Annotated in this window: 1 pseudogene; it reads left to right on the forward strand. The window is 45.8% G+C overall.

What is annotated here, in order from left to right:
- A pseudogene (locus HMPREF3090_RS09880) lies at positions 1 to 511 on the forward strand (hypothetical protein); the annotation flags it as partial.

A 511-nucleotide genomic window follows, 5' to 3' on the forward strand; every position in this document is an offset into this window, starting at 1 on the left:
AACGTGAAATCAGCCGTGAATTCATCTTCGATGGCACCAACGGAGCCGACGGCAAGACGCCAATCGTTGAAAGTGAACGCGTTGAAAAAGATCCAAATGATCCAAACTCTGAATCTGGTGTGAAGATCATCGTCAGAGACCCAGAAAGCAAGGAAATCATCAAAGAAACCTTTGTCAAAGACGGCGAAAAGGGTGACCAAGGTACTCCAGGTCAAGATGGTCAAGACGGAAAAGATGGTAAATCATCTTATGTTCATGTCGTGAATGGACCAAACGAAGCCGGAGAATCAGGCAGCTGGATTATCACTTACTTCGATAAGAACGGTGACGGCCAATTCACTTCTGATGAAATTGTTTCTACAGAGTTTGTAGCTGACGGTAAGGACGGCAAGGATGGTAAATCAGTCCTCGCAACTACCGAACGCGGCACAAAAGCTGATGAAACAGGTAAAGATCGCCCAGGCACATGGGTAATCATTCACGAAGACACCAACAATAACGGTCAAGTTGA

This window comes from Aerococcus sp. HMSC23C02, assembly GCF_001806805.1.
Taxonomy (GTDB): Bacteria; Bacillota; Bacilli; order Lactobacillales; family Aerococcaceae; genus Aerococcus; species Aerococcus sanguinicola.